At 61.1% G+C, this 26,684-nt stretch carries 24 protein-coding genes and 1 tRNA gene; 11 read left to right on the forward strand and 14 right to left on the reverse strand.

Features of this window, described 5'->3' with window-relative positions; all coding sequences use genetic code 11:
* Window positions 1–5: 5 nt before the first annotated feature.
* Entirely contained in the window at window positions 6–500 is a 495-nt protein-coding gene (gene sulA / locus M5G17_RS19910) for an SOS-induced cell division inhibitor SulA (protein WP_273894625.1), read from the forward strand.
* Window positions 501–566: 66 nt separating this feature from the next.
* On the opposite strand, the gene M5G17_RS19915 is transcribed toward sulA, so the two are convergent.
* The 7 genes from M5G17_RS19915 to M5G17_RS19945 form a co-directional block, all read right to left on the reverse strand.
* Window positions 567–800 carry a hypothetical protein gene (locus tag M5G17_RS19915; protein WP_010226971.1) on the reverse strand — a complete coding sequence of 78 codons (234 nt, stop codon included), beginning with the start codon at window positions 798–800 and terminating at the stop codon, window positions 567–569.
* Between the two features lie 50 nt (window positions 801–850).
* Window positions 851–1,372, reverse strand: a complete 522-nt coding sequence (locus M5G17_RS19920) for a DUF6586 family protein (protein WP_273894626.1) — start codon at window positions 1,370–1,372, stop codon at window positions 851–853.
* Window positions 1,373–1,507: 135 nt separating this feature from the next.
* Entirely contained in the window at window positions 1,508–4,120 is a 2,613-nt protein-coding gene (gene topA / locus M5G17_RS19925) for a type I DNA topoisomerase (RefSeq protein WP_273894627.1), read from the reverse strand.
* Window positions 4,121–4,220: 100 nt separating this feature from the next.
* Window positions 4,221–4,472, reverse strand: a complete 252-nt coding sequence (locus M5G17_RS19930; RefSeq protein ID WP_273894628.1) for a DUF1653 domain-containing protein — start codon at window positions 4,470–4,472, stop codon at window positions 4,221–4,223.
* A gap of 78 nt (window positions 4,473–4,550) precedes the next feature.
* Window positions 4,551–5,726, reverse strand: a complete 1,176-nt coding sequence (fadA, locus tag M5G17_RS19935; RefSeq protein ID WP_273894629.1) for an acetyl-CoA C-acyltransferase FadA — start codon at window positions 5,724–5,726, stop codon at window positions 4,551–4,553.
* 31 nt (window positions 5,727–5,757) lie between these two features.
* Entirely contained in the window at window positions 5,758–7,905 is a 2,148-nt protein-coding gene (gene fadB / locus M5G17_RS19940) for a fatty acid oxidation complex subunit alpha FadB (protein ID WP_273894630.1), read from the reverse strand.
* A gap of 483 nt (window positions 7,906–8,388) precedes the next feature.
* Window positions 8,389–8,826 carry a hypothetical protein gene (locus tag M5G17_RS19945; protein ID WP_273894631.1) on the reverse strand — a complete coding sequence of 146 codons (438 nt, stop codon included), beginning with the start codon at window positions 8,824–8,826 and terminating at the stop codon, window positions 8,389–8,391.
* A 109-nt stretch (window positions 8,827–8,935) separates the two neighbouring features.
* On the opposite strand from M5G17_RS19945, the gene M5G17_RS19950 reads away from it, so the two are divergent.
* Window positions 8,936–9,379 (forward strand): universal stress protein, encoded by a 444-nt coding sequence (locus M5G17_RS19950; protein ID WP_273894632.1) that lies wholly within the window; start codon window positions 8,936–8,938, stop codon window positions 9,377–9,379.
* Between the two features lie 45 nt (window positions 9,380–9,424).
* On the opposite strand, the gene M5G17_RS19955 is transcribed toward M5G17_RS19950, so the two are convergent.
* Window positions 9,425–11,344 carry an ATP-binding cassette domain-containing protein gene (locus M5G17_RS19955; protein ID WP_273894633.1) on the reverse strand — a complete coding sequence of 640 codons (1,920 nt, stop codon included), beginning with the start codon at window positions 11,342–11,344 and terminating at the stop codon, window positions 9,425–9,427.
* Between the two features lie 221 nt (window positions 11,345–11,565).
* Between M5G17_RS19955 and M5G17_RS19960 the strand changes: the two genes are divergently transcribed.
* Entirely contained in the window at window positions 11,566–13,494 is a 1,929-nt protein-coding gene (locus M5G17_RS19960; protein WP_273894634.1) for a transglycosylase SLT domain-containing protein, read from the forward strand.
* A gap of 118 nt (window positions 13,495–13,612) precedes the next feature.
* Here the strand turns inward: M5G17_RS19960 and M5G17_RS19965 are convergent, their stop codons facing one another.
* Complete coding sequence (locus M5G17_RS19965; RefSeq protein WP_273894635.1) at window positions 13,613–14,416, reverse strand: MOSC domain-containing protein; 804 nt, start codon at window positions 14,414–14,416, stop codon at window positions 13,613–13,615.
* 43 nt (window positions 14,417–14,459) lie between these two features.
* A complete protein-coding gene (locus tag M5G17_RS19970; protein ID WP_273894636.1) occupies window positions 14,460–15,395 on the reverse strand; it encodes a chemotaxis protein CheV in 936 nt (311 codons plus the stop codon).
* A gap of 344 nt (window positions 15,396–15,739) precedes the next feature.
* Between M5G17_RS19970 and M5G17_RS19975 the strand changes: the two genes are divergently transcribed.
* The 3 genes from M5G17_RS19975 to M5G17_RS19985 all read left to right on the forward strand — a co-directional run bounded on the left by M5G17_RS19975 (window position 15,740) and on the right by M5G17_RS19985 (window position 18,250).
* Window positions 15,740–16,267: a histidine kinase gene (locus tag M5G17_RS19975; RefSeq protein ID WP_420793377.1), complete on the forward strand. Its 528-nt coding sequence runs from the start codon at window positions 15,740–15,742 to the stop codon at window positions 16,265–16,267.
* 436 nt (window positions 16,268–16,703) lie between these two features.
* The gene (locus tag M5G17_RS19980) at window positions 16,704–17,594 is read left to right on the forward strand and encodes a sensor histidine kinase (protein ID WP_273894735.1); all 891 of its coding nucleotides are present in this window, start codon (window positions 16,704–16,706) and stop codon (window positions 17,592–17,594) included.
* The gene (locus M5G17_RS19985) at window positions 17,591–18,250 is read left to right on the forward strand and encodes a response regulator (RefSeq protein ID WP_273894638.1); all 660 of its coding nucleotides are present in this window, start codon (window positions 17,591–17,593) and stop codon (window positions 18,248–18,250) included. Before M5G17_RS19980 ends, M5G17_RS19985 begins: the two co-directional genes overlap by 4 nt.
* Here M5G17_RS19985 and yegS read toward each other — a convergent pair.
* Window positions 18,234–19,133: a lipid kinase YegS gene (gene yegS / locus M5G17_RS19990; RefSeq protein ID WP_273894639.1), complete on the reverse strand. Its 900-nt coding sequence runs from the start codon at window positions 19,131–19,133 to the stop codon at window positions 18,234–18,236. The genes M5G17_RS19985 and yegS overlap by 17 nt on opposite strands.
* A gap of 280 nt (window positions 19,134–19,413) precedes the next feature.
* Here yegS and M5G17_RS19995 point away from each other — a divergent pair, with 280 nt between their 5' ends.
* Window positions 19,414–20,868 carry a mannose-1-phosphate guanylyltransferase/mannose-6-phosphate isomerase gene (locus M5G17_RS19995; protein WP_273894640.1) on the forward strand — a complete coding sequence of 485 codons (1,455 nt, stop codon included), beginning with the start codon at window positions 19,414–19,416 and terminating at the stop codon, window positions 20,866–20,868.
* 65 nt (window positions 20,869–20,933) lie between these two features.
* Window positions 20,934–22,181, forward strand: coding sequence for a glycosyltransferase family 4 protein (locus M5G17_RS20000; protein ID WP_273894641.1), 1,248 nt, complete (start codon window positions 20,934–20,936; stop codon window positions 22,179–22,181).
* Here the strand turns inward: M5G17_RS20000 and M5G17_RS20005 are convergent.
* Both M5G17_RS20005 and moaB read right to left on the reverse strand, forming a co-directional pair.
* Window positions 22,170–23,372: a molybdopterin molybdotransferase MoeA gene (locus M5G17_RS20005; RefSeq protein ID WP_273894642.1), complete on the reverse strand. Its 1,203-nt coding sequence runs from the start codon at window positions 23,370–23,372 to the stop codon at window positions 22,170–22,172. The two genes, M5G17_RS20000 and M5G17_RS20005, sit on opposite strands and share 12 nt — an antisense overlap.
* A gap of 7 nt (window positions 23,373–23,379) precedes the next feature.
* On the reverse strand, window positions 23,380–23,919 hold the full coding sequence (gene moaB, locus M5G17_RS20010; protein ID WP_273894643.1) for a molybdenum cofactor biosynthesis protein B: 540 nt from the start codon (window positions 23,917–23,919) through the stop codon (window positions 23,380–23,382).
* Between the two features lie 197 nt (window positions 23,920–24,116).
* Between moaB and M5G17_RS20015 the strand changes: the two genes are divergently transcribed.
* The 3 genes from M5G17_RS20015 to M5G17_RS20025 all read left to right on the forward strand — a co-directional run bounded on the left by M5G17_RS20015 (window position 24,117) and on the right by M5G17_RS20025 (window position 24,985).
* Window positions 24,117–24,338, forward strand: a complete 222-nt coding sequence (locus tag M5G17_RS20015) for a YgdI/YgdR family lipoprotein (protein ID WP_010223359.1) — start codon at window positions 24,117–24,119, stop codon at window positions 24,336–24,338.
* A 64-nt stretch (window positions 24,339–24,402) separates the two neighbouring features.
* Window positions 24,403–24,479: transfer RNA gene (locus M5G17_RS20020), tRNA-Pro, on the forward strand.
* 131 nt (window positions 24,480–24,610) lie between these two features.
* On the forward strand, window positions 24,611–24,985 hold the full coding sequence (locus M5G17_RS20025) for a bacteriocin (RefSeq protein ID WP_273894644.1): 375 nt from the start codon (window positions 24,611–24,613) through the stop codon (window positions 24,983–24,985).
* A 94-nt stretch (window positions 24,986–25,079) separates the two neighbouring features.
* On the opposite strand, the gene mqo is transcribed toward M5G17_RS20025, so the two are convergent.
* The gene (gene mqo / locus M5G17_RS20030; RefSeq protein WP_273894645.1) at window positions 25,080–26,678 is read right to left on the reverse strand and encodes a malate dehydrogenase (quinone); all 1,599 of its coding nucleotides are present in this window, start codon (window positions 26,676–26,678) and stop codon (window positions 25,080–25,082) included.
* Window positions 26,679–26,684 lie beyond the last annotated feature (6 nt).

A 26,684-nucleotide genomic window follows, 5' to 3' on the forward strand; every position in this document is an offset into this window, starting at 1 on the left:
GCATCATGCAGTTTCCCCCCGCGTCACAGAACGTACCGCTGCAAGCGCAATTGCCACTGTTCGAGGCATTCCTGGCCCAGCCGGTGCTGCCCGGCCTGAAAAACACCAAGCCTGCGCCCCACCCCGGCGCAGCGCAGGTGTTCAGCGAGCTGTCTTTGCGTGGCGCACTGGGTAGCTGCCAGAGCCTGTTGGCGCCGATGCTGCGTGAACTGAGCGAGCTGAGCGAAGAGCATGACGCCCGCTGGCTGACCCTGATCGCCCCACCCGCCAGCCTGACCCAGGCCTGGCTGCGCGAGGCTGGCCTGAACCGCGAGCGCATCCTGCTGCTGCAACCACGCGGCAACCAGAGTGCCCTGCAGCTGGCCTGTGACGCCTTGCGCCTGGGCCGCAGCCACACCGTGGTCAGCTGGCTCAGCACTGTCAGCAGCAGCGCCCGCCAGCAACTGAGCAACGCCGCTCGCGCGGGAGACGCACAAAGCCTGAACATCCGCCTCGGCTGATATTCAGGTCTGTTTCAAGGGTTGATTTCGCCAGGCTTTCTCAGGACGAGAAAGCCATGCTGGCGGTCAGTGCAGAACCCGCGGCCCCTCGTCGCGTTCGATCTCGCCTTCTACCAGCTTGCCAGCCATCTGCACGCCAACACTGAGCATGGCCTTGGCTACTTCTACGTGCTGACCTTGCAAAAAGGCTTTGGCATCCTCGGAGAAATCCAGGGTTACCAACGAACCTTCGTCCTCGGCACGGCGCAGCTCGATCCGACCATCAGGCAACTCGACAATTTCTAGAAAGGACGTTGGCATAAGGGGCTGTTCTCCACGAAAGGCCAGTATTGTACCAGCCAGCGCCCCAATCAGCACTCACTCAAGCCCTCGCGAAAACGCACCGTGAGGCCCTTTAGGTTCTGCCGCCAGCCTTCCAGTTCTTCGCGCGACAGCGCTGGCACCTCGGGTTGATCAAGGCTCACCGCCTGGATCAGGGGCTGGGTGACATCGGTTTTTGCTGCTTTTTTCGCGACCGGCGGTCGGAACAAATCGGCATAAGCTGCGAGCAGCTGGGCCAGCCAGGTCTCGCGCTGCTCAGCCAGTTCAACCAGTTCAGCCATCTCCGGAATGGCGACAGCCTCGAGCACTTCACGGGTCAGCAACAGCTCGGCACGGGGCGCGCCGGCCTGGGGTAAGCGGTAGAAGCCGGCAATCTCGTGGCACAGGCCCAGCAGTGCGCCGTACAGGTGAAACAACGCCGATTCGCGCTCGGCCTGGATCAGCGCCTGGGCGTTCATGGCCCGGCTTTCCTGCGCCTTGCCGAGGGCTTCGAGAGCAAGACCTGCGAAGTAAATCTTCTGATTGGTGCGGGTGTAGAGTTCCTGGGCCATCTGGGTGCCCTCCGAAAGGCTGCAAGGCGGTCTGTCAATTTGACCTTAAACGCATCGCGGGGCAAGCCCGCTCCCACAGGGTCTCTCAATCCTGTGGGAACGGGCTTGCCCCGCGATTTTTATCTGAACAGCCGATCAGCGCTTGTCTTCAACCTTCCAGGCATTACCGTCGTAGAACGCACGCCAGCCAGTCGGTTTGCCATCAACCTCGGTCTGCACGTACTGCTCCTTGGTTTTTCGGCTGTAGCGGATGACCGCCGGACGACCGTCCGGGTCCTTCTTCGGCGCTTCGCAAAGGAAGTGGTACTTCGGATCGATTTCATCCTTGTGCGGAACGATCTCGATTACCAGCGGCGCGCGGGTCTCGCGGTTTTTCGGGAACTGGCTGGCCGCCAGGAACAACCCCGATGCGCCATCACGCAGCACATAAGTGTCGTTGACCTTCTCGCACTTGAGCTCCGGCATTTTCACCGCATCCATCTTCGGTGGCGCCGCCTCGCCGCTCTTGAGCAGTTTGCGGGTGTTCTTGCACTCGGCATTGGTACAACCGAAGAACTTGCCGAAACGGCCGGTTTTGAGCTGCATCTCGCTGCCGCACTTGTCGCACTCAAGGCTCGGCCCTTCGTAGCCTTTGATGCGGTAGCTACCCTCTTCGATCTCGTAGCCGGTGCAATCCGGGTTGTTACCGCAGATGTGCAACTTGTGCTTCTCGTCGAGCAGATACGCGTCCATGGCCGTCGAGCAGATCGGGCAACGGTGCTTGTTGAGCAGCACGCGCGATTCCGACTCACCCTCGTCGTCGGCGGCGATTTCATCGCCCGGCACCAGGTTGACGGTGGCCTTGCAGCGCTCCTTGGGTGGCAGGCTGTAACCCGAGCAGCCTAGGAACACGCCGGTGGAGGCAGTGCGGATCATCATCGGCCGGCCACATTCCTTGCAGGCAATGTTGGTCAGGGTCGGCTGGTTGGCGCGCATGCCCTTCTCGCTGTCTTCGGCCAGCTTCAGCTTGTTGCTGAAATCACCATAGAACTCGTCGAGGACGCTCTTCCAGTCACGCTCGCCCTGAGCCACGTCATCGAGGTTTTCCTCCATGCCGGCAGTGAAGCCATAGTCCATCAGGTTGGCGAAGCTCTCGGACAAGCGCTCGGTGACGATGTCACCCATCTTCTCGGAGTAGAAACGACGGTTGTGCAGGGTCACGTAGCCGCGGTCCTGGATGGTCGAGATGATCGCCGCATAGGTCGAAGGACGACCGATACCGCGTTTTTCCATCTCCTTGACCAGGCTGGCTTCGGAGTAGCGCGCCGGCGGCTTGGTGAAATGCTGGCTTGGGTCGATCTGGATCAACTTGAGCACTTCGCCCTGGTTCATTTCCGGCAGTACATCGTCATCGCCCGGCTTGCTTTGCTGCGGCAAGACCCGGGTGTAACCGTCGAACTTGAGGATGCGGCCCTTGGCACGCAGCTCGAAGTTGCCTGCAGTGACGCTGACGGTCGTCGACAGGTACTGCGCAGGTGGCATCTGGCAGGCCAGGAACTGGCGCCAGATCAGCTCGTACAGACGCTCGGCATCACGCTCCATGCCGCTGAGCTTGGTCGGATGGGTATTGACGTCTGAAGGGCGGATCGCTTCGTGCGCTTCCTGGGCACCCTCTTTGCTGCCATAGACGATTGGCGCTTCAGGCAGGTATTTCTTGCCGAACTCGCTTTCGATGTAGCTGCGGGCCATTTCCACCGCATCGACCGAGAGGTTGGTCGAGTCGGTACGCATGTAGGTGATGTAGCCAGCTTCGTACAGACGCTGGGCCATCATCATGGTTTTCTTCACGCCGAAGCCCAGGCGATTGCTCGCCGCCTGCTGCAGGGTCGAGGTGATGAACGGCGCCGACGGCTTGCTGCTGGTCGGGCGGTCTTCACGCTTGGCCACGGTGTAGCTGGAGGACTTGAGCTGCGCAAGCGCTGCCATGGCCTGAGCTTCGTTCAGCGGCTTGAAGGCTTCGCCGTTCTCACGGGCCACTTCGAAACGCACCTTGGCATCCTTGGCGGTGCCCAGGTCGGCGTGCACTTCCCAGTATTCTTCAGGGATGAAGGCACGGATCTCGCGTTCACGCTCGACCACCAGCTTCACCGCCACCGACTGCACACGGCCAGCGGACAGGCCACGGGCGATTTTTGCCCACAGCAGCGGCGAGACCATGTAGCCCACCACGCGGTCGAGGAAGCGCCGCGCCTGCTGCGCGTTGACCCGGTCGATATCCAGCTCGCCAGGCTGCGAGAACGCCTCCTGAATGGCTTTCTTGGTGATTTCGTTGAACACCACGCGCTTGTAGCGGCTGTCATCACCACCGATGGCTTCGCGCAGGTGCCAGGCAATGGCTTCCCCCTCGCGATCCAAGTCGGTTGCGAGATAGATGGTGTCGGCGTCTTTGGCCAGGCGACGCAATTCGTCGATGACCTTCTCCTTGCCCGGGAGAATCTCGTACTTGGCTTTCCAGCCGTGGTCAGGGTCGACACCCATGCGCGCGACCAGTTGCTTGCGCGCCTTCTCTTTCGGCGACAGGGCCGGCGCATCACCTGCGGCGGCCTTGCCACGCTTGGCGGCAGGCTCTTTGCTGGCGCTGGCCGAACCGCTGGTGGGCAGGTCTCGGATATGGCCGATACTCGACTTCACCACGTACTGGCTGCCCAGGTACTTGTTGATGGTCTTGGCCTTAGCCGGGGATTCCACAATGACCAGCGATTTGCCCATGGATCGGAAAATTCCTGAATACTGAAAATAAAAACACGGCAGGTACCTGACGCGGCACCGCTATATATAGTGGCAACAGAGTGAGGTCAAGCGCGGGGCTTTAACCACCCTTGGCTTCAGACCCATAAATCAGCCCGGCTTCAGCCTTGACCAAAGCAAAGCGCGGCACTTGCTCGCCGTCAACCTCGACCGACTCGAGAAACATCGACAGCGGTCGCACCCACAGGCCGAATTCACCGTACAGCGCCTGGTAGAACACTACCCACTCCTCGGTCTCGGAATGGCGCGCGGCGCCGAACACGCGATACTCAGGCCCCTTGTAATGCCGGTATACGCCTGGTTGTATCTGCATGTTGCCCACCCTCTTGAAAAAAAATCCTGCAAAAACAAAAACCGGGGCACCAGGCCCCGGTTTCCATCCAGCGATGCGTTAAACGCGTTCGAAGACGGTGGTGATGCCTTGGCCCAGGCCGACGCACATGGTCGAAACGCCGAGGGTCCCGCCATTCTGCTTCATGACGTTGAGCAGAGTGCCGGAAATCCGCGCACCGGAGCAACCGAAAGGATGGCCCAGGGCGATGGCGCCGCCGTGCAGGTTAACCTTCTCATCCATCTTGTCGAGCACTTTCAGATCCTTCAGCACTGGCAGGGCCTGTGCGGCGAAGGCTTCGTTGAGCTCGAAGAAGTCGATATCGGCAATGGACAGGCCCGCACGCTTGAGCGCTTTCTGGGTCGCCGGCACCGGGCCGTAGCCCATGATTGCAGGGTCAACGCCGGCCACGGCCATGGAACGGATCACCGCCAGAGGCTGGATACCAAGGTCCTGGGCACGCTGGGCCGACATGACGATCATGCACGAAGCGCCGTCGGTGATCTGCGACGAGGTACCGGCAGTCACGGTACCACCTTTGGGGTTGAACGCCGGCTTCAAGGCCGCCAGGCTTTCCAGGGTGGTTTCCGGGCGAATGGTTTCATCGTAGTCGAAGACTTTGAGGAAGCCGTTTTCGTCGTAGCCCTGCATCGGGATGATCTCATCCTTGAACTTGCCTTCGACCGTCGCCTTGTGGGCGAGACGGTGCGAACGCACGCCGAACAGGTCCTGCTGCTCACGGCTGATGCCATGCATCTTGCCGAGCATTTCAGCGGTCAGGCCCATCATGCCCGAAGCCTTGGCGGCGTACAGCGATATGTGCGGGTTAGGGTCGACGCCGTGCATCATGCTGACGTGACCCATGTGCTCGACGCCGCCGACGACGAAAACATCACCGTTGCCGGTCATGATCGCTTGCGCGGCGGTGTGCAGTGCGCTCATCGACGAGCCACACAGACGGCTGACGGTCTGGCCGGCGGCGGTGTGCGGGATCTGGGTCATCAAGGAGGCCATGCGGGCGATGTTCCAGCCCTGCTCCAGGGTCTGGTTGACACAACCCCAGATGACGTCCTCGACTTCGCTCGGATCGACCTTGGTGTTGCGCTCCAGCAGCTTGCTGATCAGGTGCGCAGACATGTCTTCGGCGCGGGTATTGCGGTGCATGCCACCCTTGGAGCGGCCCATCGGGGTGCGACCGAAGTCGACAATCACCACGTCTCTTGGATTCAGGCTCATATGTTCACTCTCGCTCTATATCGTTGGGCGCTTAACCGAAGAAGCTCTGGCCATTCTTGGCCATTTCACGCAGCTTCGCGGTGGGGTGATACAGCGGACCCAGATCGGCGTATTTGTCGGCCAGGGCAACGAATTCGGCTACACCGATCGAGTCGATGTAACGCAGCGCACCGCCACGGAAGGGAGGGAAACCAATACCGTAGACCAGGCCCATGTCGGCTTCGGCGGCGGTATCGACGATGCCGTCTTCCAGGCAGCGAACGGTTTCCAGGCACAGCGGGATCATCATCCAGTTGATGATGTCTTCGTCGCTGACTTCACGCTGCTCGTAGACGATCGGCTTGAGCACTTCGAGGACTGCCGCGTCGGCGACTTTCTTCGGCTTGCCGCGCTTGTCGGTCTCGTAGGCGTAGAAGCCCTTGCCGTTCTTCTGACCCAGGCGCTTGGCTTCGTAGAGCACGTCGATGGCCGAGCGACGGTCGTCCTTCATGCGGTCCGGGAAGCCTTCAGCCATGACGTCACGGCCGTGGTGGCCGGTGTCGATGCCGACCACGTCCATCAGGTAGGCCGGGCCCATCGGCCAGCCGAATTTTTCCATGATCTTGTCGATGCGCACGAAGTCGATACCGGCGCTGACCAGCTTGGCGAAACCACCAAAGTACGGGAACAGCACGCGGTTGACCAAAAAGCCCGGGCAATCGTTGACCACGATCGGGTTCTTGCCCATCTTCTTGGCGTAGGCCACGGTGGTTGCAACCGCCACTTCGCTGGACTTCTCGCCACGGATGACTTCGACCAGCGGCATCATGTGCACCGGGTTGAAGAAGTGCATGCCGACGAAGTTTTCCGGACGCTTGAGGCCCTTGGCCAGCAAGTTGATGGAGATGGTCGAGGTGTTCGACGCCAGGATCGCGTCTTCTTTCACCTGGCCTTCAACTTCAGCCAGCACTGCCTGCTTGACCTTCGGGTTCTCGACAACGGCTTCGACAACGATGTCGACGTTGGCGAAGTCGCCGTAGGACAGGGTCGGGCGAATCGCGTTCAGCGCTTCAGCCATTTTCGCCGGGGTCAGGCGGCCTTTTTCAACACGCTTGCCGAGCAGCTTGGAAGCTTCGTTCAAGCCCAACTGGATGGCGCTTTCGTTGATGTCCTTCATCAGGATCGGGGTGCCCTTGACCGCCGACTGGTAAGCGATACCGCCACCCATGATGCCGGCACCCAGTACGGCGGCCTGCTTCACGTCGTGAGCGATTTCATCGTGGGCCTTGGCTTTGCGCTTGAGCTCCTGGTCGTTGAGGAACAGGCCGATCAGGCTTTCGGCAACCGAGGTCTTGGCCAGCTTGGCGAAACCTGCGGCTTCGACTTCCAGAGCCTTGTCACGACCGAAGTTGGCGGCCTTCTGGATGCTCTTGATCGCTTCGACCGGCGCCGGGTAGTTCGGGCCAGCTTGACCGGCGACGAAACCTTTGGCGGTTTCGAACGACATCATCTGCTCGATGGCGTTGAGCTTGAGTTTTTCCAGCTTCGGCTGGCGCTTGGCCTTGTGGTCGAGCTCGCCGCTGATGGCGCGCTGAATCAGGTCCAGGGCAGCGGCTTGCAGCAGCTCAGGCACCACCACGGCATCGACGGCGCCGACTTTCAGCGCGTCTTCAGCACGGTTTTCCTTGCCGGCGGCAATCCACTCGATGGCGTTGTCGGCACCGATGATGCGCGGCAGGCGCACGGTACCGCCGAAGCCCGGGTAGATACCCAGCTTGACTTCCGGCAGGCCGATCTTGGCGCTGCTGGCCATGACGCGGTAGTCGGCGGCCAGGCACATTTCCAGGCCGCCGCCCAGGGCGATGCCGTTGATCGCGGCAACGGTCGGCACGCCCAGGTCTTCGAAATCGCTGAAAATCCGGTTGGCTTGCAGGTTGCCGGCGACCAGTTCGGCCTCGGGCAGCTTGAAGTTATCGACAAACTCGGTGATGTCCGCGCCGACGATGAACACGTCCTTGCCACTGCTGACAATCACGCCTTTGATCGATGCGTCGGCTTTGATGGTGTCTACGGCCTGACGCAATTCGTTCAGGGTAAGACGGTTGAACTTGTTGACGGACTCACCCTTGAGGTCGAACTTCAGTTCGACGATGCCGCTTTCAAGAGCCTTAACCGTGATGGCTTTACCTTCGTAAATCATCAACTGATCTCCACGATATGGAAGCTGAACTGTACACGCCGATCGCTGGTGAAAGATCCGGCAGGCCTAAGGCCGTTGTCGCCGAACCCTTGCTCCAGGCACACCCGCCAGCGCGATAGTCGGGATTCTGTAAGAGCCGTCTGACAATACAAACGCTCAATTCATACGCCCGTTTGATTTGGGTATGCACACATTCAACGAAAAGATCGCCGTTGTCAAATACCCAAAAGCAGCGCGAACGCTCGACTTTGCGGTCATTTTCTAACGACGCAGGGCAAACACCCGCAGCAGTGATGGCGCGCCATTCAGTGGCGCGATAGTGGTCAATGGCTTACACGCATTGATCAACGATCAACGTCGAATAGCAGAGGTATCGGGCAGCGGATAGCCGTGAGATGGCTACACTGGGAGGTATTGAAACATTACGCCGGCCTGCCTGGCCTTTCTGCCCGATCTTTGCATCGGGCTTTTTATTGATGGTGGTCAGGCCAGAGCCTTGAGGACTCCGGCAATATCCTGCAATACAGACGTTTCACCGCGCTCACCCCAGTACAGGGCAACCATTTGCGGACCTGCTTCAACCTTGTAAACGCTCTCCGGCAAGCGTGCCAACTGCTCGGCATGCACCACATCGGTGCACGGCTCGCGCCATTGATTGAGCCAGACACCGGGGGTGGTTTGCCAGTAGCACCAGCTGTCGCCACGCCCCTGACGCCGGGGCCGCAGGTACTGGGCGCAGGGGCTTGGCGGCTCTTTGGGCAGCCAGTGCGGCCACTCCTGGGGCGCCAGCTGCATGTTCAAGCCCATGCGTCGAGCCTCCATACGCAGGGCCATCCGACCACTCTGGCTACGCGAAGGGCGTAGCCAGGCCAGAGGGCTGAGAATCAGCGCAAGGATTGACACCACTACCCAGACCGTCATATCTGTTGATCCCACAAAGGCTTGCAAATGAGCTGGTTAGCCGAGGTTCGAAGCGATCAGCCTGAAACCGACCATACTTTAACTATCGCGACTGTCAGGAGAGCTTCTCATGCCCTACGAACACATACTGGTTGCCGTCGACCTGACCGAAGAGTGCGACCCGGTCATCAAGCGCGCCATGACCCTGGCCGAGCCGAACAAGACCAAGGTATCCCTGGTACATATCGTTGAACCCATGGCCATGGCCTTTGGCGGCGACGTGCCAATGGACCTGTCGCAACTGCAACAGCAACAGTTCGACCAGGCCAAGGAGCGGATGGAGCGCCTGTACAACAAGTACCCGGACATCAACCGCGGCGACTCGCACCTGACCTACGGCCAGCCGCGCCAGGAGATCCACCAGCTGGCCAAGGAGCAGCAATGCGACCTGATCGTGGTCGGCAGCCACGGCCGCCACGGTCTGGCCCTGCTGCTGGGCTCCACCGCCAACGACGTACTACACGGCGCGCCCTGCGATGTGCTGGCGGTACGCCTGCAGAAAAAAGCCGAGTAACGCCCTGGCGGGCCCGGTGCAGCTTCAGGCACCGGGCCCTGCCCTTTAGCTGTCGAGTTCGGCCCAGCGCTCGACCAGCACATCCAGTTCAGCCTGCAACTTCTCCAGGCTCGCCAGTACGGCGCTGGTCTGCTCGATCGGACGCTGATAGAAGGTCGGGGCAGAAATCTCTTCCTGCAACGCCGCCATCTTCTGCTCCACTGCGTCGATCTGGCCTGGCAAGGCCTCCAACTCGCGCTGCAGCTTGTAGCTGAGTTTTTTCTTCGGCGCGTCCGCCACCGTTGCTGCCACAGGCTCAGGCTCAGCAGCCTCGACCACCGCCGTGTTCAACTCGGATTTACCCGACTTGCTTTCAGTGACGCCGAGCAACTTCGGCGAACCGCCTTGACGGATCCAGTCCTGATAGCCACCGACATATTCACGCACTTTGCCCTCGCCTTCGAAGACCAAGGTACTGGTGACCACGTTGTCGAGGAATGCCCGGTCGTGGCTGACCATCAGCACGGTGCCGCTGAAGGTTAGCAGCACCTCTTCAAGCAGCTCGAGGGTTTCAACGTCAAGATCGTTGGTCGGTTCATCAAGGACCAGCAGGTTCGCCGGCTTGCTGAACAGCTTGGCCAGCAGCAGACGCGCTCGCTCGCCACCAGACAACGCTTTCACCGGAGTGCGTGCGCGTTGCGGGCTGAACAGGAAGTCGCCCAGATAGCTCAGAACGTGGCGGCTCTGGCCGTCGATATCGATGAAGTCGCGACCTTCGGCAACGTTATCGATCACGGTTTTTTCCAGGTCCAGTTGATGGCGCAACTGGTCGAAGTACGCCACATCGATCCGGGTACCCTCTTCCACTGTACCGCTGGTTGGCTGCAAGCCGCTGAGCATCAGCTTGAGCAACGTGGTCTTGCCCGTACCGTTGGCACCGAGCAGACCGATTCGGTCGCCACGCTGCAGCACCATGGAGAAATCCCTGATCAAGAACGGCCCGCCCGGGTGAGCAAAGCTCACATTTTCGAGCACCATCACCTGCTTGCCAGACTTGTCGGCGGTATCGAGCTGAATATTGGCCTTGCCGGTGCGCTCGCGACGCTCGCTGCGCTCAACGCGCAGAGCCTTCAAGGCGCGCACGCGGCCTTCGTTACGGGTGCGACGGGCCTTGATGCCCTGACGGATCCACACTTCTTCCTGAGCCAGACGCTTGTCAAACAGCGCGTTGGCGGTGGCTTCGGCAGCCAGTTCGGCTTCCTTGTGCACGAGGAAGCTGGCGTAGTCGCCGTTCCAGTCGATCAAGCCGCCGCGATCCAGTTCCAGAATACGCGTGGCGAGGTTCTGCAGGAAGGAACGGTCGTGCGTGATAAACAGCACGGCGCCCTGGAAATCCTTCAGTGCGTCTTCGAGCCAGGCAATAGCACCGATGTCCAGGTGGTTGGTCGGTTCATCGAGCAACAGCAGATCCGGCTCGGACACCAAAGCCTGCGCCAGCAATACGCGACGACGCCAGCCACCGGACAACTCGGCAAGGGTCTTGTCGGCAGGCAGCTGCAGGCGACTCAGAGTGCTGTCGACCAGGGTCTGCAAACGCCAGCCATCACGCGCTTCGAGGTCGTGCTGAACGTGCATCAGCTTTTCCAGATCGGCGTCGGTGACGATGTTCTGGCTCAGGTGATGATATTCGGCGAGCAGCGCGCCAACACCGTCGAGGCCTTCGGCAACTACGTCGAATACTGTCCGCTCGTCGGCCACTGGTAACTCTTGCGGCAACTCGCCGATTTTCAAACCAGGCGCACGCCACACCGAGCCATCATCAGGATTCTGGTCGCCTTTGACCAGTTTCATCATGCTCGACTTGCCCGTACCGTTGCGACCAATGATGCACACCCGCTCACCACGGGCGATCTGCCAGGACACCTTGTCCAACAACGGCGTAGCGCCGAACGCAAGGGACACATCGCTTAATTTGAGCAGGGTCATGATCTTCTCCAAAAACCGGGCGCGCATTTTACCTGACTTGGGCCGGCTTCACATTAAGCAGCGCGCCTTACAGCACCTTCCGACGACAGGCCGCTTCTTTACAACCAGATACAAGCACAATGCTTTCATCCGCCTGCGGCAACCGGCTAAGCTAAGGCAATGCAATTCCAACAGTGCTGGCCTCGCCGTCACTTTTCATGGTCAAACTGCCCGGAAGTCTCATGCGCAGCCGCCTATTCTGCCTCGTATCCAGCCTGTTTCTCACTGCCTCGGCGGTGAATGTTGCCCAGGCCACCGACATTACCCAGCAACGTCAATATTACGATGAAGCCAAACGCGCCCTGGCCAAGGGTGACAAGGGCCCCTACCTGCGTTATGCCGACGCCCTGCGCGACTACCCGTTGACGCCGTACCTGGCCTACGACGAGCTCACCGCCCGGCTGAAGACCGCCAGCAACGACGAGATCGAAAAGTTCCTCGCCGCCCACGGCGACCTGCCCCAGGCCAACTGGATGAAGCTGCGCTGGTTGCGCTGGCTGGCTGAGCGTGGCGAATGGGCGACCTTTACCAAGTATTACGATCCGAAGCTCAATTTCACCGAGCTGGACTGCCTCAACGGCCAGTATCAGCTCAGCCACGGCCAGCGCGCCGAAGGCAACGCCAGCGCCGAGAAACTCTGGCTGGTTGGCAAGTCGCAACCCGCCGCCTGCGACGCCCTGTTCGAACGCTGGGCCGCCGAAGGCCAACTGACCGAGCAAAAGCGCTGGGAGCGCGCCAAGCTGGCAGCGCAAACCCGCAACTATGCGCTGGCCAATACCCTGGTCAAAAGCCTCAACACCCTGGCACCGCAAGGCCGCCTGCTGATTGAGGTGGCGCAGAAACCCGAGCTGCTCAACCAACCCGGGCGCTTCACCCCGGTCAATGAGGCGATGTCCGACGTGGTCAGCCTCGGCTTGCGCCGCCTGGCTCGCCAGGATCCGGAGCGGGCCATGAGCCTGCTCGACGATTACGCCAGCCGCATGCATTTCTCCCGCGACGAGAAAGTCGCCATTGCCCGCGAGATCGGCCTGACCCTGGCACGCCGTTACGACCCGCGAGCGCTGGAGCTGATGACCCGGTACGACCCGGAACTGCGTGACAACACCGTCACTGAATGGCGCCTGCGCCTGCTGCTGCGCCTGGGCCGCTGGGAAGATGCCTACGAGCTGACCAAACGCCTGCCGCAGGACCTGGCCACCAGCAGCCGCTGGCGCTACTGGCAAGCGCGCAGCCTGGAGCTGGCGCAGCCGAAAAACCCGCAGATTACACTGCTGTACAAAACCGTGGCGCGCGAGCGCGACTTCTATGGCTTCCTTGCCGCCGACCGCTCGCAGACGCCGTATCAGTTGAACAACAAGCCCCTGGTACTGAGCCAGCAGTTGATCAACAAGGTACGCAACACGCCGGGAGTCAAGCGTGCGCTGGAGTTCCACGCCCGCGGACAGATCGTTGACGGCCGCCGTGAGTGGTATCACGTCAGCCGGCATTTCAACCGCGACGAAATGGTTGCCCAGGCCAAGCTGGCCTACGACATGCGCTGGTACTTCCCAGCCATTCGCACCATCAGCCAGGCCAAGTACTGGGACGACCTGGACATCCGCTTCCCGATGGCCCATCGCGACACCCTGGTGCGCGAAGCCAAGGTACGCGGCCTGCATTCGAGCTGGGTGTTTGCCATTACCCGCCAGGAAAGTGCCTTCATGGACGACGCCCGCTCAAGCGTGGGCGCCAGCGGGCTGATGCAACTGATGCCGGCCACCGCCAAAGAGACCGCACGCAAGTTCAGCATTCCACTGGCTTCGCCTGCCCAGGTGTTCAACCCGGACAAAAACATCCAGCTGGGCGCAGCTTACCTGAGCCAGGTGCACAGCCAGTTCAATGGCAACCGGGTGCTCGCTTCCGCCGCCTACAACGCCGGCCCCGGCCGTGTGCGCCAATGGCTGCGCGGTGCCGATCACCTAAGCTTCGATGTCTGGGTCGAATCGATCCCGTTCGACGAAACACGCCAATATGTGCAGAACGTGCTGTCGTATTCGGTGATCTACGGACAAAAGCTCAATTCGCCGCAGCCGCTGGTGGATTGGCATGAGCGGTATTTTGACGACCAGTGATTGAGGTGCCCTCAAGGCTGCTTTGCAGCCATCGCCGGCAAGGCCGGCTCCCACAATGGACCTGTATGCAACCTGTGGGAGCTGGCCTTGCCAGCGATGCAAGGCAAAGCCTTGCCAATTACTCCAGCACCGTCACCGCCATCCCCACCTCAAGCACCCCCGCCCCATCCGCCACCAGGTTCTGGCCAAACAACACACCCCCCTCCTTCTGCCGGTAGGTGCGCAAAGTTTCCAGCGGCTCACGGTCCGCGCTGCGCTCACCGGTCTGCGGGTCAATCGTGGTCATGATGCAGCGCTCACAGGGCTTGAGCACACGGAACTCCATCTCGCCGATGCGGATGCGCTTCCAGCCATCCTCGGCAAATGCCACAGCGCCCTCCACCACCAGGTTGGGACGAAAGCGCAGCATCTCCAGAGGCCGCCCGACCCTGGCAACCAGATCATCTAGCGATGCCTGGCCAATCAGCAGTAAGGGAAAACCATCGGCGAACGCCACGCGGTCGCCGATCAGGCCATAGCCGCTGGGCAAGAAGCGCGCGCGTTGCTCGGGCACGTGCACCAGGCGCACGTCCTTGCCGATAAAGTCGCTGAGCCACTGGGCAGCAGTATCGCCGGCATCCGGTACGCGAAAGGTGTCGCGCCAGATAGTGATGCCGCGCAGGTCGTCATCCGGCTGCGGCACGGCAACCTGCAGTGCGGGGCGGCCCGCAGCCTGGAGGGTGAGGCTGCCATCGGCGCTGTGCAAGGCCGTCAACTGACTCATCTGCGGGAACATGCGCTGGGTCAGAAAGCGCCCGTTATCACGCTCCACCAGCAGCCAGCGACGGTCCCCGCTCAACCCCAGAAGGTCCAGCGAGGAAGCTTGCAGCGCCTCACCGCGCGCTGATTTGAGTGGATATCGATACAACGCTCTCAGGTGCATCGCGACCTGCCTTGTGTCGGTTAAAGACCTAGCTTATACCGACTCAGGCCGTGGCTTCATCCATCATCAGACGTTGACGCACGACATCGACCAGCTTGTCGGGCTGGAACTTGGAAAGGAAGTTGTCGCAACCGACCTTTTTCACCATCGATTCGTTGAAGCTGCCCGACAGCGAAGTGTGCAGCACCACGTACAGTGGACGCAGGCGCGCGTCATTGCGGATTTCGGTGGTCAGGCGGTAACCGTCCATTTCCGGCATTTCGGCGTCGGTGAAAATCATCAGCAGCTTCTTGCAGACATCCTCGCCGGCATCGGCCCAACCCTTGAGCATGCGCAACGCCTTGAGGCCATCACTGGCCACGTGCATCTTCACCCCCAACTGTGACAAGGTGTCACGCAACTGCGCCAGGGCGACGGTGGAGTCGTCCACCAGCAGCACTTCGCGGCCACGGGCGCGAGCCAGCACCGGGTCTTCGAGCTTGTCGCGCGAGACCTTGGCGCTGTAAGGGACGATTTCCGCCAGGACCTTCTCGACGTCGATGATTTCCACCAGTTGCTCGTCGACCTTGCTGATCGCCGTCAGGTAATGCTGACGACCGGCGCTGGCCGGCGGCGGCATGATGGCTTCCCAGTTCATGTTGACGATGCGATCGACCCCACCGACCAGGAATGCCTGCACCGAACGGTTGTACTCGGTGACGATGATGGTGCTGCCCGGGCCCGGCTCCAGCGGGCGCATGCCAATGGCTTGCGACAGGTCGATCACCGGCAGGGTCTGTCCGCGCAGGTTGACCACCCCGCAGACGTACGCATGCCGCTGTGGCATCAGGGTCAGCTTGGGCATCTGCAGCACTTCCTGGACCTTGAACACGTTGATCGCGAACAATTGCCGGCCCGCCAGGCGGAACATCAGGATTTCCAGGCGGTTTTCGCCCACCAGCTGCGTTCTTTGGTCTACCGTGTCGAGAATGCCAGCCATCGAAGAGCCCCCAGGTGTGTCGAAAAATGATCCCAATGGCCCTGTATCGGCCGCTTGCCGCAGAGCTTGACCCCTTGAAGAAAATGCTCCACAGCCCATTGATGTCATTTTACCATCATGCTTTACTGCGCTCACCTCTCCGCTGTCGCAAACACCCGCAAAGGGTCGTGCCGGAATCACCTCATCAGGGAATCCCCTAGTGACAATCGGGTGAGACCTGATGTTCGCAATATCCATTAGCCATTAATGTGACGCCATTCTCATTGCATGAACGGAGTCAGGCTTTTGTCAGCGATCGCCTCACGGTGGACAGCCCCCGCTCCAGCCTTTCACGCTGGAGCCAAATGATGGCTAACGACGCACTCTACAACAGCGCCCTACAGGATTTCCTGATCGACGCACAGGTGCTGCTGACCAAGGCAGAGGAATGCCTGCTACACCTGCAACTGATCGATAATGATCCGGATGCCTGCCACTGCCTGAACCACACCCTGACCACACTGGTGGAGCGTGCACAGGCGCTGAGGCTGGTCGAGGTCGCTGCCTACAGCCTGCAATTGCAACAGCTGCTGGAGCCTGCAAAGGCGCAACCAGCGTTGCAAGGTGAAGCCCTGCAGGCCCTGGAAAGCTGCCTGACCTTGCTCGCCTGGCAACTGGAATTGATCGACCCGCGCACCGGGCGCCTGAGCCTGGATACCGAGGAACAGGTGCAATTGCTCGACACCCTGGCCAGCGCCTTGAGCCCGGCAGCCTCTCTGGCCTGCGCCTCTTGCATCGAAGCCCGACACACCTGCGAACACCCTGCCCCGGCAAAGACTGCGCCAGCCGCCGCGCACTCCCCCGCACTTTCCTCGCCAACCAAGGGCAACTAAGGGATATAACAACACTGCCCTGGCGAAGATAATCAGTCGACCTCATGCGTGCACACTAAGGCCTAACTTAGCGTAATTCACAACGTTTCTAGTGACGCCGAAAAAACACTCTACTTAATTGATATCGGACAAGATTGTTGTTCCGCAAAGTGATGGCAAAGTGCTAGATTTGCAGGCAAGCGGAACACTCGTGCCAGCCCGTAAAATCTGGCTATTCAGTCAGTTATAAGAGTTCGCGACCAATTGTATTTGAAGTGATACCATGCGCGCAGATGAAGGCTTGATCATTGCGCGCCTCCCGCCAGAGGCCGAGTGCAGACTTCATCGCCACACCCCAGCGCCGACATTTAAACGTTATTGAAGGCAATTCGACAAAAGCCTCTAGTTTGACCTTTGCAGGGCTTTCAACAGCGATATTTCAGTGGCTTCATTTTCTATGCTCTCAAGCCTCAAGACATTCACGCGCTGGCGCCCCGAAGCCTCCGCGTTGCGCTGGGCAACCGCCCTGCTGTGCCTGGCTTCGGTTGCCTTCAACCTGGCAGTCTACCTGCTTGAACGCCCGCTGCCGGCCGCCGCCCTGGCCCTGCAACTGATTGCCCTGCTGAGCATTGCCTGGCAGTTGCGCCAATGGGCCCGCTCGATTGCCCTGCGCCCTGCGGAGCTTGCCGACCGGCTGCTCAAGGTTCAGGAAAGCGAACGCCAGCGGCTGAGCCGCGAATTGCACGACGATATTGGCCAACTGCTGACCGCCGCCAAACTACAGGCCGACTGGCTGCAACGCCGTGCTCCGGCAGAGTTGCAGGAACATTGCAGCATGTTGCGCAGCACCCTCGATGACACCTTGGCCAATGTGCGCGATGTCTCGACCATCCTCAATCCACGGCAACTGACCAGCCTGGGCCTGGAGGCCAGCTTGCGCGCGCACCTGCTGCGCACCCTGGAGAACACCAACCTGCACTGGAGCCTGGAATGCCGCCAACGCCTGGGCGGTCTCCCGAAAGACATGGCGATTGCCGCCTTCCGCATTACCCAGGAAGCAGTGACCAACATCTTGCGCCATGCCAAGGCAAAGAACCTGGTGGTGCGCATTCAGCGCCAGTCCGAAGGACTGGCCCTGTCGATCAGTGATGATGGCCTGGGCTTTTTGCCCGCCAACAGCCCGGCCGATGCAGGCCAACGCGGCATGGCCGGGATGCTCGAGCGCGCCGGCCTGCTCAATGGCACACTGTCGGTCAACAGCCAGCCTGGCCTGGGCACCCAGATCGATGCTCTGTTTCCCTGGCCTCCCCGTACCCTCGAACGCGCCAAGACAAATAACGCCTCATGACCTGTACATTGCTGTTGGTGGACGACCACTCACTGATCCGCGCAGGTGTTCGCGCACTGGTGTCCGACATACCCGGCTATGCCGTGATCGGTGAAGCCAATGACGGTGGCCAGGTGCCGGAACTGGTCATGCAACTGGACCCGGACATCGTCCTGCTGGATATTTCCATGCGCAGCACCAGCGGCCTGGACGCCCTGGCCCGCTTGCGCGCCATCGGCTGTCGCTGCAAGGTCCTGATCCTCTCCATGCATACCGACCCGGAGCTGATCATGCAGGCACTGGAAAGCGGCGCCCATGGCTACCTGCTCAAGGACACCACCGCCACCGAGCTTGAACAGGCGCTGGCGGCGTTACGCAGCAACGAGCGCTACCTGAGCCCGGCGATCGCCCACACGGTGATCAACCAGGCGCTGCTGCATGCCCAGTCGGGCAAGCCGGAGGCAGCCGAAAAGCACAACCTGACCGCCCGCCAGCTGGAGATCCTGCGCCTGATCGTGCGCGGCAAATCGACCCGGGAAATCGCCCAGGGCCTGGGCCTGAGCATCAAGACCGTCGAGACCCACCGTTCGCAAATCATGAAACGCCTGCAGATCTACGATGTTGCTGGCCTGGTCCTGTTCGCCGTGCGCGAGCAGATCATCAGCCTTGACGACTGAGTAACGGCGAGTTCTGGGGCAAATGCACCCGCAAGGCTTGCGGCATTACTCGAAAGCACAGGTTGTCGCCCTGCAAGGGCTCGCCATCAAGGTTGATGTCCAGGCCTTGCGAACTCTTGATCTCGACCCAAGGCAAGCGCGCGCGGACAAACAGGCTTTCCAGACCCAAGCCGTCGCTGAGCAAGCCACGCAAAGTCCCGACCACTTCCTGGGGCGCCGGCAGAATACTGACCTCGAGCAAGCCATCGTCGACCTGGGCCTGCGGGCACAACACATGCCCACCCCCGGCCTGCCGACCATTGCCAATACCCAGCGCCAACAATTCGCCCTGCCACTGGAAATCCGGCCCCTGCAACTGCACCGAAGCGGCGCTCAGCTCACTGAAGCGCGACAGGCCGGTAAACAGGTAGGCCGCAGCGCCCAAGACCTTTTTCAGGTCTTCGCTGGTGTTGGCCGTGACCTGGCTGCCAAAGCCGCCAGTGGCCATATTCAAAAACACCTGCCCACCGACCTCCCCCAGATCAATCGCCTGCGCCGGCGCTTCCAACAGCGCCAGGGCCCGATCCGGCTCCAGCGGCACGCCAGCAGCCCTGGCAAAGTCATTGGCGGTACCCAACGCCAGCAACACCAGGCTGGTGTCAGTACCTGCGCGCGCCATGGCCTCGGCCACATCGCGCAAGGTGCCATCGCCGCCAGCCGCGACCAACTGCGGGTAACCGGCGGCCAATGCTTCTTGCACCAGGCGCTGGGCATCTCCACCCTCCCAGGTCAGGCGCACCTCCAACTGCCAGCCACGCTCACGCATGGCGGCCACTGCGGCGCGTACCTCTTCATTCATGGCTTGCTTGCCATGCAGGATCATCAATGCCTTTTGCTGCGCCATGTGTGCATTCCCCGAACAATTGAGCGTCGAATATCTCGACCTTTTCCAGCACGCCTTTACTGCACCGCATTTGAGTTTTATGCAGTGATTCGCACACCGTTCATATAAATATCATTGAAAGCTTCGCCGCCTAGGAGCATCATTCGACAAATATTTGGCCTTCACGGAAGATGCCAGTGGTAAAAGTCATTTTATTGACTCATTGCGCAAAAGCCTGCCTGGTTGCTCTGTTTACTGTTGCTGCACTGCCCCGGCAGTGCCTCTGACTCGAGGCTGTGAGATGAGTGTTCTGATTCCCTGCATCATCGCTGGTGGCGCTGGCACCCGTCTGTGGCCGGTCTCCCGGGAGACCATGCCCAAGCCGTTCATGCGCCTGCCCGATGGCCAGAGCCTGCTGCAAAAGACCTTTAGCCGCGCCAGCCGACTGGCCGACGTCGAGCGGGTCTTGACCGTGACCAATCGCGACGTGTTCTTCCGCACCCAGGACGAATTCCGCCAACTGAACAAAGCCAACCTGGCCCTGGATTACATCCTTGAGCCTATCGGCCGCAACACTGCAGCTGCAATCGCCGCCGCCGCCCTGCACTGCGCCCGCCTTTATGGCGAAGACGCACAATTGCTGGTATTGCCCGCCGACCACCTGATCACCGACCTCAACGCTTTCGAACAGGCCGTCAACCAGGCTCGGGCCCTGGCCGCCCAAGGCTGGCTGACCACCTTCGGCCTGGTGCCAAGCCGCGCCGAAACCGGTTTTGGCTACATCGAAAAAGGTCAGCCCCTGGACGCCAACGGTTTCAAGGTCGCACGCTTTGTCGAAAAGCCCGACGCTCAAACCGCACAACACTACCTCGACGGCGGACAGCACCTGTGGAATGCCGGCATGTTCTGCATGCGCGTCGATGCCATCCTCCATGAGCTGGAACAGCACACCCCGCAGTTGCTGGCGGCGGTCAATCACTGCCTGGCCCTGAGCCCTTGCAAGGAAGGCGCACGCGAGCGCCAGGTGGAACTGGACCCGGACAGCTTTGCCCTGGTGGCAGACATCTCCATCGATTATGCCGTGATGGAAGTGTCGCAACAGGTCGCGGTACTGCCCAGCCAGTTCGGCTGGAGCGATATCGGTAGCTGGGAGGCGGTTCGCGCGCTCAAGGCCGGTGATCACCAAGGCAACCGCTGCACCGGCGAAACCGTGCTGCACGATGTGCGCAATTGCTACATAGACTCGCCTCGGCGCCTGGTCGGCGCGGTAGGCCTGGACAACCTGATCATCATCGACACCCCCGACGCCCTGCTGATTGCCGATGCCGCGCGCAGCCAGGAGGTCAAGGTGATCGCCCAGCAGCTCAAGCGTCAGGGTCACGACGCCTACCGCCTGCACCGCACCGTCAACCGGCCGTGGGGCACCTACACCGTGCTCGAGGAAGGCCCGCGCTTCAAGATCAAGCGCATCATGGTCCGCCCCGAGGCCTCGTTATCACTGCAAATGCACCACCACCGCAGCGAGCACTGGATCGTGGTCAGCGGCATGGCCTGTGTCACCAATGGTGAAGAAGAATTTCTGCTCGACACCAACGAATCGACTTTCATCAAACCCGGCCGGGTACACCGCCTGACCAACCCGGGCGTGATCGATCTGGTGATGATTGAAGTACAAAGTGGCGAATACCTGGGCGAGGATGACATCGTGCGCTTTACTGATATCTATGGACGCGCCCCGGAGCCAGCCGCAAGCTGACTGCCACGACGCGTCCATTTTCATTTGCATGCCGTTACCTGCCTTAACACAGAGGAAAAGGGGTCATGCGTGTACTCTGGACACTACCTTACTTACCCTGGCCAACCACCAGCGGCGGCAAAACCCGGCAATACCACCTGCTGCGCAGCCTGGCGCAGCGCGGTCATCGCATCACCCTGCTGGTGCAATCCAAAGTGCCTCCCAGCGAGGCAGCACGGCAGGCGTTGGAGCCTTTTCTCGAACGCCTGATCGTGCTCCCCAGACGGCCCTTGCACAGCCCGCTGAACCTGCTGGCGGCGATCTACGCAAGCTACCCGATGCGCGCCAGCATCAATGGCCTCGCGCCGCACCTGCGTCATCGCTTCGAGCAAATGCTGGACGAGCCGTGGGATGTCATCCAGATCGAACACAGCTACAGCTTCCAGCCATTCGAAAAAGCCCTGCAGGCACGCGGGCTGCCGTTCTTGCTCAGCGAACACACGATCGAATCGATAAGCGGCGCTGCCTGTCACGATCGCCTGCCGCTGTGGCTGCGCCCGTTCAATGCGTTCGATCGCTGGCGCTACCGGCGCTGGGAGAACCGCGTGCTGAGCCAGGCTCACGAAGTGGTTGCGGTCAGCCCAACCGATGCTGCGCATATCAGCCAGGTGACCGGCCACCCCACCTCGGTAGTGATCAACGGTGTCGACTGCGCGCACTACCAGAACATCCAGCCCGCACTGCACAGCCAGCGCCTGCTGTTTGTCGGCAACTTCGAGTATGGCGCTAACCTTGAGGCCATCGAATGGGCACTGGAAGACATTCTTCCGCAAGTCTGGCTGAGCAATCCGGCGGTACGCCTGGCCGTGGTTGGCCACGCGCTGCCACCCAGCTGGAAACTGCGCTGGAGCGACCCACGGATTGAATGGGTGGGCTACTTGCCTGATCTGCGCGAACTGCAACGTCAATCGGCAATCTTCTTCGCGCCACTGCGTTACGGCGGCGGCTCGAAAATCAAGGTGCTCGAGGCCATGGCCGCCGGGCTGCCGGTGGTCACCACGGAAAAAGGCGTTTCAGGCTTGCAGGTAACCCAGGGTGAACACTACCTGGCCAGCGATGACGGCGGTCAGTTGGCACTGATGATCACCCAGTTGCTCAACCAGCCGTGGCGCATGCGCCAGCTGTCGCAAGCAGCGCGGGAGTTTGTCTGCAGCCAGCACGACTGGAGCGTCGCCGCCGGCCAGCTGGAAAGCGTACACGCACGCCCCAGCCTGCGGGCACCCAGCGGCGCCGAGCTGGTGGACGCCCCCTTGCTGAGCCGCTCAGCCAAGTAGTTCGCTCAAGGGAATGAACTGGACGATGTCGCCTTTGCCCGGGGTGTGGCCCTCACGGACTTCGACCAATCCCTCGGCCCAGGCGGCGCTGCGCAGCACGCCGGAGCTCTGGTTCTTGTAGATCAGCGCGCTACCCTGCTCCAGCCGGCCGCGTAAATACTCACGGCGATTGCCAGCCTTGGGCCAGTCGAAACCGGCCGGAACCGGAAATTGCAACGGCGTGACATCGCCAACGCCCTGACGGCGCAGCAGGTAGGGCCGGGTCAGCAGGCCGAAGGTCACCAGGGTCGAGGCCGGATTGCCTGGCAACCCAATCACCGGCACACCTTTGTAATGGCCGAAGGTCAACGGCTTGCCGGGCTTGATCGCCAGCTTCCACAGCGACAGTTCGCCCTCTTCGCGCAAGGCGATACCCAAGTAATCCGCCTCACCCACCGACACACCGCCCGTGGAGAGAATCAGGTCAACCGCCTGCAAAGCCGCCAGGCAATCGCGGGTGGTCTGCAGGTCATCGGCAATGATACCGGCATCGATCACTTCGCAGCCCAGGCGCTGCAACCAGCTGCCGAGCAAACGCCGGTTGCTGTTGTAGATTTGCCCAGGCCCCAGAGGCAAGCCAGGCTCGACCAACTCGTCGCCGGTGGACAACACCGCCACCCTCACCCGCCGCACCACAGTCAGCTCGGCACAGCCCAGCGATGCCGCCAACCCCAGCTCGATTGGCCCGAGTCGCGTACCTGCCGCCAGCACCGCTTCACCGGCCCGGGTCTCCTGACCTTGCGGCCGGATGTTCTGACCCTCACGCAAAGGCTCGCTGAAGCGTATGCGCTGATCGTCCAGCACTTCGGCGTTTTCCTGCATCTCGACGCAATCGGCGCCCAGTGGCAGCGGCGCGCCGGTAAAAATCCGCGCGCAGGTGCCCGGCTGCAATGGCTCGGGGGAATGCCCGGCGAACACCCGCTGGCTGACCGCTAACGGCTCGCCGGTCCAGTCGGCCAGGCGCAAGGCATAACCGTCCATGGCACTGTTTGGCCAGGGCGGCAGGTCGAGGCTCGACACCAGCTCCCGGGCCAGCACGCGGCCCTCGGCGGCGGCCAGGGGAACCTGTTCGGTCTCCTTGATAGGCGCAGCCTCAGCCAGCGCCAGCAATTTGTCCAGGGCGTCTTCGACCGGCATCAACACAGTGGACATGGACGCCTCACCCACGGCTTTCGCAGGGCGCGGCCTGCTTGAGGTGGGTAACGAAGTTGCAAGGCCGGTGACGGGCATCCAGCTGCTCGGCGAGGATGCCGTCCCAACCGGTGCGCACCGCGTTGGTCGAGCCTGGCAGGCAGCACACCAGGGTGCCATTGGCCAGCCCGGCAAGCGCCCTGGACTGCACGGTGGACGTCCCGATATCGGCCAGGGAAATGTGCCGGAACAGCTCGCCGAAACCATCGACCTGCTTGTCCAGCAGGCAGGCTACCGCCTCCGGCGTGCTGTCGCGACCCGTGAAGCCGGTACCGCCGGTGATCAACACGACTTGCACCTGCTCGTCGGCAATCCAGGTTGCGACCTGGGCACGGATCTTGTACAGGTCATCCTTGAGCAGTACCCGCGCGGCCAGGGTATGGCCAGCCTCGCTCAGACGGTCGACGAACACTTGACCTGAGGTATCGGTTTCCAGGGTGCGGGTATCGCTGACCGTCAGTACGGCAATGTTCAGCGGCACGAACGGTACATCTGCCTTGGCTTTCATGAGACCTTGAATCCATTGATAGGAACGAATGAGCGGTGTTATATCACAGCCCCGCCAGCCTCGCGCCCGGCACGGCCCAAGGCATTGTTGCCAGTCAATAGTGCTGGATTGGCGCTATGCTGCAATCTGTATGGAACTTGCGCAGGCGCTCTGCGTCTCAAGAAACATTACGCACCATCCTTTATTGGAGAACCACAATGATTCAACGGACTCTTCCCGCTTTCCTGCTTGCCCTGGGTCTCGGCACTCTGGCTGGTTGCGCTTCGCCGACCGTCATCACCCTGAACGATGGTCGCGAAATCCAGGCGGTCGACACTCCGCAATACGATGAAGACTCGGGCTTCTACGAATTCGAACAACTGGACGGCAAGCGCACCCGCATCAACAAGGATCAGGTCCGTACCGTCAAGGATCTGTGATCTGATCGACAAGCCGCTTTCGAGGGCTTGCCGATAAGACAAGTTTGAGTAATATTTTCTCCATCGGAGTGTAGCGCAGCCAGGTAGCGCGTCTCGTTCGGGACGAGAAGGCCGCAGGTTCGAATCCTGTCTCTCCGACCAGCTTGCTCAGCGAAAAAGCCCGCCCCGCGCGGGCTTTTTCGTGCCTGGCAGATGAGTTGCAATGGCCAGCATTGCGCGGCGGCGGCGCTGCCAGCAGAATGCGCGCCTTTCGAACATCGAGGTTGATTCACATGCGTAAGACTTTTGTCGCCCTGACCCTGGGCCTGCTGTGCGCACAAGGCGCCGTGGCCGGTGATGGCCAGACCGCTGTAGGCGGCGGCCTGGGTGGCGTGCTGGGTAACGTGGTCGGGCAGCAGCTTGGCGGTAGCACCGGCGCGGCCATTGGTGCAGGCGTCGGCGGCGCGGCAGGCAGCGCCATGGGCGCGAAGAAAGGCAACAAGACCAAGGCGGCCATTGGTGGCGGCCTGGGTTCGGCCGGTGGCTCGCTGGTTGGCGGCAAGCTGGGCGGCAGCACCGGGTCGGCAATCGGTGCCGGCCTGGGCGGCGCAGCAGGCGGTGCACTGGGCAACAACCTGGCGGACAGCCATCGCAAGAAGCGCCACTGATCTGTGGGAGCGGGCTTGCCCCGCGATGATTCCCTACTCCAAAAACAAACAACCCCCTATTCAGGGGGTTGTTTGTTTTCAGCACAGCAACAGCTTACAGCGCAGGCTCAGCCTGTACTGCAGGGGCCGCTTCCGGCAGCACCGGAACGTACAGCAGACCCAGACGCGAACTGCTCCATTCACGGGTCTTGTTGGTCAGCTCAAGATTGTTGTTGAGCTTCTGGCCATAAGTCGGAACGATTTCCTTCAGCTTGGCCTGCCATTCAGGGGTCTTGATGCGATCCTTGAAGGTCTTTTCCAGCACGGTCAGCATGATCGGTGCAGCGGTCGAAGCACCAGGGGATGCACCCAGCAGCGCAGCGATGGTGCCGTCCTGGGCAGCAACGACTTCGGTACCGAACTGCAGGATGCCACCGTGCTCAGGGTCCTTCTTGATCACCTGTACACGTTGACCGGCTTGCAGCAGTTTCCAGTCTTCGTTCTTGGCGTTCGGGAAGTACTCACGCAGGGCAGTCATGCGGTCATCGAAGCTCAACATCAACTGGCCCATCAGGTAGGTGCTCAGGTCGATGTTGTCGATGCCGGCGTGGGTCATCGGCATGATGTTGTGGGTGGTCAGCGCAGCGAACATGTCCAGCAGCGAGCCGTTCTTCAGGAACTTGGTCGAGAAGGTGGCAAACGGGCCGAACAGCAGCACTTCCTTGCCATCGATCACGCGGGTATCCAGGTGCGGAACCGACATCGGCGGTGCACCCACCGAAGCCTTGCCGTACAACTTGGCCTTGTGACGGGCAACGATGTCCTGGTTGTCGGTCATCAGGAACTGGCCGCCCACCGGGAAGCCGGCGTAGCCGTCGGCTTCAGGAATGCCCGATTTCTGCAGCAGCTTCAGGGCGCCACCACCGGCACCAATGAAGACGAACTTGGCCTTGATGCTGCTCTCGACACCCTTGTTGGCCAGGTCGGCGACGACCACGGTCCAGGTGTTGTCAGCGTTGCGCACGATGTCACGGACTTCGTGCTGAACGTGCAGCTTGACGTTGTCATGCTTGGTCAACGAAGTGATCAGTTGGCGGGTGATCTCGCCAAAGTTGACGTCGGTACCGATCGGCATGCGGGTTGCCGCGATCTTCTGGTCGGCGGCACGGCCTTCCATCACGATCGGCACCCACTTCTGGATCTGCGCGTGGTCTTCGGAGTACTCCATGCCACGGAACAGCGAGCTGTGCTGCAGGGCTTCATGACGCTTCTTGAGGAACTCGACGTTCTTGTCGCCCCAGACGAAGCTCATGTGCGGCACGTTGTTGATGAACGACTTGGGGTTGCTCAGCACGTTCTGCTCGACCTGGTAGGCCCAGAACTGCTTGGAGATTTCGAACTGCTCGTTGACACCCACCGCCTTGCTGATGTCGATCTTGCCGTCGGCACCTTCGCTGGTGTAGTTCAGCTCACAGAACGCGGAGTGGCCGGTACCGGCGTTGTTCCAGGCGTTGGAGCTTTCTTCGGCGACCTTGTCCAGGCGTTCGTAGATATCGATCGACCAACCGGGTTCCAGCTCGTTGAGGTAGGTACCCAGGCTTGCACTCATGATGCCGCCGCCGATCAGCAGCACGTCTACGGTTTTTTCGGGCTCACTGGGCTTTGAGCAACCGATGACACTCAGGCACAGGAGCGTCAGCAGGATTTTTTTCATAGTTCA

The organism is Pseudomonas rubra (genome assembly GCF_028656935.1).
In the GTDB taxonomy this organism is placed as follows: Bacteria; Pseudomonadota; Gammaproteobacteria; order Pseudomonadales; family Pseudomonadaceae; genus Aquipseudomonas; species Aquipseudomonas rubra.